5 protein-coding genes are annotated in these 6,224 nt (G+C 67.9%); 1 reads left to right on the top strand and 4 read right to left on the bottom strand.

Going from position 1 to position 6,224, the window contains the following annotated elements; genetic code table 11:
- Positions 1 to 1,358: sensor histidine kinase (locus Q0C81_RS14575; protein WP_291839431.1), on the bottom strand; the 1,358-nt coding region annotated here is incomplete at its 3' end.
- A gap of 130 nt (positions 1,359 to 1,488) precedes the next feature.
- Here Q0C81_RS14575 and Q0C81_RS14570 point away from each other — a divergent pair.
- Entirely contained in the window at positions 1,489 to 2,196 is a 708-nt protein-coding gene (locus Q0C81_RS14570) for a hypothetical protein (protein WP_291839428.1), read from the top strand.
- 1 nt (position 2,197) lies between these two features.
- Here the strand turns inward: Q0C81_RS14570 and flhA are convergent, their stop codons facing one another.
- The 3 genes from flhA to Q0C81_RS14555 all read right to left on the bottom strand — a co-directional run.
- Complete coding sequence (gene flhA, locus Q0C81_RS14565; protein ID WP_291839434.1) at positions 2,198 to 4,288, bottom strand: flagellar biosynthesis protein FlhA; 2,091 nt, start codon at positions 4,286 to 4,288, stop codon at positions 2,198 to 2,200.
- Between the two features lie 13 nt (positions 4,289 to 4,301).
- A complete protein-coding gene (gene bla, locus Q0C81_RS14560) occupies positions 4,302 to 5,225 on the bottom strand; it encodes a class A beta-lactamase (protein WP_291839425.1) in 924 nt (307 codons plus the stop codon).
- A 3-nt stretch (positions 5,226 to 5,228) separates the two neighbouring features.
- Positions 5,229 to 6,224, bottom strand: a 996-nt coding sequence (locus Q0C81_RS14555; RefSeq protein WP_291839422.1) for a sigma-54-dependent Fis family transcriptional regulator, incomplete at its 5' end; no start/stop codon positions are given.

The raw sequence follows: 6,224 nt of genomic DNA, 5'->3' as shown, positions 1-6,224 counted from the left end.
CGATCCTGGCGGCCCGACCGGCGGAACAGCTCGAAGATGCGCTCGTGATCCTTGGGCGAGATGCCCCGGCCGTTGTCCTCAATGCGGTAGACGTTCCAGTCGCCCTGCACCTCTCCCGAAACGACGATGCGGCCCGGGCGGCCCTGTTCGAGGTATTTGACGGCGTTGTCGATCAGGTTGCCGAACACCTGCTCGACCGACAGCCGGTCGCTGTCCAGCCGGGGCAGGGGCTCCACGACGACCTCGGCATCGGCGGACTCGGTCTGGTGGCGGACGCTGTCGGCGATGCCCCGCACCATCTGCGTCATGTCCAGCAGTTCGGGGACCAGCGTCCGGCGGCCTTCGCGGGACAGCTTCAGGATGGCGTTGATCAGCCGGTCCATCTTCTCGGTCGAGGCGCGGATGAAGCCGATGGCCTCCGGCATGTCCTCGCGGACGGCCACGATGATCTCAGGGTCCACCTTCCGGCGGCTCTCGGCCTCGACGATCGCCTTGTCGATGACCTTGCCGACCTGTTCCAGCTCGGAGGTGTAACCCATGACGTTGACCAGGGGCGCGCGCAGGTCGTGGCTGACGATATAGGCGAAGCGCTGGATTTCCTCGTTGGCGCGGGTCAGGTCCGAGGTTCGCTCGCGGACCTTGGCTTCCAGGCCCGCGTTCATGCGATGCACCGCGTCCCGGGCGGCCTGGATCTCGGCCACATAGCGGCGGATCAGCCAGGCGCTGACGCCGGCGAGGACGATGATCAGCACGCCGCCGATGGCGTTGACCAGAACCGTGATGCCGCCGGCCCATTCGGACTGGCGGGTCCGGAACTGCATCCGGGTATCCAGAATCTCGTCGATGCTGGACGCCTCGCTGCGGAAGGCGTCCATCGTCGCCTTGCCCTCATTGCCGCGCACCACCCCGAGGGCCTGCCCCAGACGCCCGGTGCGCGCCATGACGATGGTCCGTTCCAGCTCGGCGTCCTTGGTCTCCGCCAGCTGGCGCAGGTGGACGACGCGTGGCTCGATGTCCGGATCACCGCGCGACAGCTCGGTCAGCTCGGCCAGGATGTTCGGCAGGTCGCGGGAGGCCTCGTCGTTGATCTCGAGATATTCTGCGTTCCCGGTCAGCAGGAAGCCCCGTTGCCCGGTCTCGGCGTCGATCAGCCGGATCAGCACCGTCCGCGTCTGGCGGCGCAGCAGTTGCGCCTTCTCGACCTCGTCGTTGAAGGTCGCCGTGCGGCGGATCATCACGAAGGTGGCCGCGTTGCTGGCCAGCAGCAGGACAATGGCGAGCGCGAGAAGGCCCGCGACCCGACGACCCAGGGTCGGCGTCCGCAAAAACTGGCCCAGGGCCTCAAGCGTGTCGCGCAACGCCGAACTCATCGGATACGAGCATTAGCGTCGCGCTTTGCCCTGTCCAGTCGCGCGCAGGGAGAAACTCTCGCCGAGTTGAGGATTTAGGGTAAAGATCGTCGGGTCTTGTTCGGGGGAAGAGGCGCAAATGGTCTGGTGGTGGTGGATCGTACCGGCGGTCGTGGGACTGATCGGCCTGGTGCTCTTGTTCAGGGGCCTGGGGGCCCTGTTCCGGGGGAAACTCGTCTCCGGCCTCCTGGGCGGCGTCAGCGGAGCCGGCTTCATGGCCGTGGCGGCGATCGCGGCGCTGCTGGCGCTGGACATCCAGACCTATTCGCGGCTGGTCTATGAGCGGCCGGTGGCGACCATCACCACCCGCCAGCTGGGCCCCCAGTATTACGAAGCCACCGTCATCCAGCCTGGCAACGGCGAGAACATGCCGGCGGCGACCAATCTGTATCCGCTGCACGGCGACGAATGGCGCATCGAGGCCCAGGTCCTGAAATGGAAGCCGTGGGCCAATGTCCTGGGCCTGAACACCCAGTACCGGCTGGACCGTCTGTCAGGCCGTTATCAGTCCATCCAGCAGGAGATCAACGCCGAGCGCAGCGTGCATCCGCTGTCGATGACCGAGGCGGACAACGGCCTGCCGTGGAAGATCAGCACCTGGGATACGGCGCGGAAGTACCGCAAGTACGTCGACGCCGTGGACACCCTGTACGGCGGCGCGGCCTATATGCCGATGGCCGACGGGGCGCGCTACGACGTGTGGATCACCCAGTCCGGCCTGATCGCCCGCCCCGCCAACGACGTGGCCCGCAACGCCTCGGCCGGCGGCTGGGTCTCGGTGGACTGATCTAGACCGAGCCGATGGTCCGCAGGCGCGCCTTGGGGTGCACCTCGTTCTGGCTCATGACCACGGTCTGGCCGCGGAAGCGCTCGATGATGGAGCGCACGTAGGGCCGCACCTGCGGCCCGGTCAGCAGCACCGCCGTCTCGCCCGCCATGGCGGCCCGCTCGAACACGTCGCGGACGGCGCGGATGAAGTCCTGCAGGCGCGAGGGGGCCATGGCCAGTTGCTTGTCTTCCCCAGGGCCGATCAGGCTTTCGGCGAAGGCGGCTTCCCACTCGGGCGACAGCGTGACGATGGGCAGGGCGCCGTCGTCGCCCTTGTGCTGCCAGCACAGCTGGCGGGCCAGGCGCGCGCGGACGTGCTCGACCAGGGTGGTGACCGAGCTGGTGTGCGGCGCGGCCTCGGCCAGCCCCTCCAGAATGGCGGCCAGGTCGCGGATCGAGACCTTCTCGCGCAGCAGGGACTGCAGGACGCGCTGCAGGGTGGTGACGGTGACCACCGAGGGGATCAGTTCGTCGACCAGCTTCTTCTCTTCCGTGCCCAGTTCCTTCAGCAGCTTCTGCACCTCGGCGTAGGAGAGCAGGTCGGCCATGTTCTCCTTGAGGATCTCGGTCAGGTGGGTGGTCAGCACCGTCGACGGATCGACGATGGTGTAGCCGCGGAAGGTCGCTTCCTCGCGCAGGCTTTCGTCGATCCAGGTGGCCGGCAGGCCGAAGGCGGGCTCGCGCGTGTGCTCGCCCGGCAGCTCGACCTGACGGCCGGCCGGATCCATGGCCATGAGGGAGCCCAGGCGCACCTCGCCGGTCCCGGCCTCCATCTCCTTGATCCGGATCGCATAGCCCTGGGTGCCCAGCCGCATGTTGTCCAGGATGCGCACCGACGGCATGACGAAGCCGTACTCCTGGGCCAACGAACGGCGCAGGGCGCGGACCTGGTCCGTCAGGCGGCGGCCCTCCAGATCGTTGATCAGCGACAGCAGGGAATAGCCCAGCTCGATCTTGACCTCGTCGATGGTCAGGGCGGTGCCGATGGGCTCCTCGACATCCTCCTTGGGACCGGCTGCGGCCTGGGCGATCTCGGCCTCTGTCGGCTGAGGCTTGAGCCGCTGGCGGCCCAGCCGCCAAGCCATGAAGCCCGCCCCCGCCGCCAAGGCCATGAAGGGGATCAGCGGCATGCCGGGGATGACGCCGATCAGGGCCGAGGCGGCCGAGACGACGCCCAGGCTGACGGGATTGGTGGCCAGCTGGCTGACGAAGGCCTTGTCCGCCGTGCCCTCGACGCCCGCCTTGGACACCAGGAAGCCGGCGGCGATCGAGATGATGATGGCCGGGACCTGGGTCACTAGGCCGTCGCCGATGGTCAGCTGGATATAGGTGTTGGCCGCCTCGCTGATCGGCATGCCGTGCGAGATGACGCCGATCAGGATGCCGCCGATGGCGTTGATGAAGGTGATGATCAGGCCGGCCACGGCGTCGCCGCGCACGAATTTGGACGCACCGTCCATGGCCCCGAAGAAGGTCGATTCCTGCTCCAGCTCCTTGCGGCGCAGCTTGGCCTGGTCTTCGGTGATCAGGCCGGACGACAGGTCGGCGTCGATGGCCATCTGCTTGCCCGGCATGGAGTCCAGGGTGAAGCGGGCGGACACTTCCGCGATCCGGGTCGAACCCTTGGTGATCACCACGAAGTTCACCACCAGGATGATCGCGAAGATGATCACCCCGATGATGAAATTGCCGCCCATCATCAGCTCGCCGAAGGCGGCGATGACCTGACCGGCGGAGGCGTGCCCCTCCTGCCCATGGGTCAGGATCAGGCGCGTCGAGGCCAGGTTCAGGCCCAGACGGAACAGGGTCGAGACCAGCAGCACCGTCGGGAAGATGGCGAAGTCCAGCGGCCGCTTCATCATCACGGCCGTCATCAGGATCAGCACGGACGAGACCAGCGAAATGGCCAGCAGCAGGTCCAGCAGGAATTTCGGCACCGGCAGGATCAGCAGCATGATCACGCCGATCACGCCGACGGCCATCAGCACCTCGCCGCGCATCAGCCAGCCGCGCATGTCCAGCGCGGTGGGACGGGCGTAGCCGTCCTTCATCAGGACGGGAGCGTCAGTCATGGCCGAGCGCCTTCAGCGTGATGCGGGTCGCCTCGGCGATGACCGCGTCGTTCTGCTCCGATGATGAAGAGCGGTCGGCGTGGTAGTAGATCGCCAGCGTGATCGGCGCGCCGGACGGGGGCGTAAGCACGCCGATGTCGTTGGTCGGACCATAGCCGCCGGTGCCGGTCTTGTGCGCCAAGGTCCAACCGGCGGGAACGCCCGCCTTGATCCGGCCCGGACCGGTGGGGGTGTCGATCATCCAGCGGGTCAGGAGAGCCTTCGAGCTTGGGCTCAGCGGAGTCTCGGCCGAGACCAGCAGACGCTCGATGTTGTCCACGGACTGGGCCGGCGTAATCGTGTCCTTGTCGCCGTCCAGACGGTTCATTTCCGGCTCGAGCCGATCGACGCGCGTGCTGTCGTCGCCGATGCCCCGGTAGAAGGCGCGCAGAGCGTCCAGCCCCCCCATCTCGCGGATCAGGATGTTGGCGGCGGGGTTGTCGCTGAGCTCAACCGTCCCCTGCATCAGTTGCTGGACCGTCAGGGTCGAACCGACCGCCGGCTCCGTGGTCGGGGCATGGTTGAGCATGTCGGCGCGGGTGATCGGGATCGCCCGATCCAGACGTTCGTGACCGGCCTGCACCCTCAGCAGCGTCGCGGCGGCCAGGTACATCTTGAAGGTCGAGCAGTAGACGAACCGCTCACTGCTGCGCCAGACCACGCGACGACGGTTCGTGGTGTCCACGCCATCAAGGCCGATCCGTCCACCATAGGTGGCTTCCAGGCCGGAGAGGTCGAGTTGCCGCGGCGGGCCGGCGAGCCTGTGGGGCGTGTCCGACTGAGGGCCAGCCGCCGCTTCAGGCGAGGGCCCGCACGCGGCCACAGCCAGCGCGCCGAGGCCGGTCAGGACGCTTCTGCGGTCCGTTCCCGTGGTCATGGATCAGGCGGCCGCGTAGCCGCTGGAGGCGACGCCCGACTGGGGCGCCGGGATCGACGTGCCCTCGTCGGCGTATTCGTTCAGCTTGTTGCGCAGGGTTCGGATCGAGATGCCCAGGATGTTGGCCGCGTGGGTGCGGTTGCCCAGGCAGTGCGACAGGGTGTCGAGGATCAGGGTCTTCTCCATCTGCGCGACGGTCTGGCCGACGTGCGAGCGGGTGACGACGTCGGCGGCGTGGGCCGCGCGGGCGGCGGGGCCGGCGTCAGCAGCGGCCGCGCCATAGGCGCCGGCGGTCAGCGGCTGGCCGTCCGGCAGGCGGATGGCCTCGACGTCGATCTCGGGCCCGACCGCCAGCAGCACCGCGCGGTGCATGGCGTTCTCCAGCTCGCGGACGTTGCCGTTCCAGCGGTGGGTGGTCAGGGCGCGCTTGGCTTCGGCCGAGATCGGACGCACCGGCACGCCGTTGGCGGCGGCGTATTTCTTGACGAAGTGGTCGGCCAGGGCCGCGATGTCGCCCGGACGCTCACGCAGCGCCGGCAGGCGCAGGTTCACGACGTTCAGGCGGTACAGCAGGTCTTCCCGGAAGGTCCCCTCGCTGACCGAGCGGGCCAGGTCGCGGTTGGACGTGGCGATGATGCGGATGTTGACCGGAACGGGCTTGGTGCCGCCGACGCGGTCGATGATGCGCTCCTGGATGGCGCGCAGCAGCTTGGCCTGCAGGCGGACGTCCATTTCGGAGATTTCGTCCAGCAGCAGGGTGCCGCCGTCGGCTTCCTCGAACTTGCCGATGCGGCGGGCCAGGGCGCCCGTGAAGGCCCCCTTCTCATGCCCGAACAGTTCCGACTCCAGCAGGTTGTCGGGGATGGCCGCACAGTTGACGCTGATGAAGGGGCGGTCGGCGCGCTTGGACCCGCTGTGCAGGTAGCGCGCCATGACTTCCTTACCGACGCCGCTTTCGCCGGTGATCAGGATCGAGGCTTCCGAGCGCGCGACCTGGTC

Origin of the sequence: Brevundimonas sp. (assembly GCF_023259385.1) — a bacterium.
Taxonomy (GTDB): domain Bacteria; phylum Pseudomonadota; class Alphaproteobacteria; order Caulobacterales; family Caulobacteraceae; genus Brevundimonas.
This window is presented reverse-complemented; position numbering and strand designations above follow the sequence as displayed.

What these genes read in the sequence shown, in the direction of transcription:
- bla (WP_291839425.1), bottom strand. Translation starts at nt 5,225, where the DNA reads ATGACCACGGGAACGGACCGCAGAAGCGTCCTGACCGGCCTCGGCGCG.
- Q0C81_RS14570 (WP_291839428.1), top strand. Translation starts at nt 1,489, where the DNA reads ATGGTCTGGTGGTGGTGGATCGTACCGGCGGTCGTGGGACTGATCGGC.
- flhA (WP_291839434.1), bottom strand. Translation starts at nt 4,288, where the DNA reads ATGAAGGACGGCTACGCCCGTCCCACCGCGCTGGACATGCGCGGCTGG.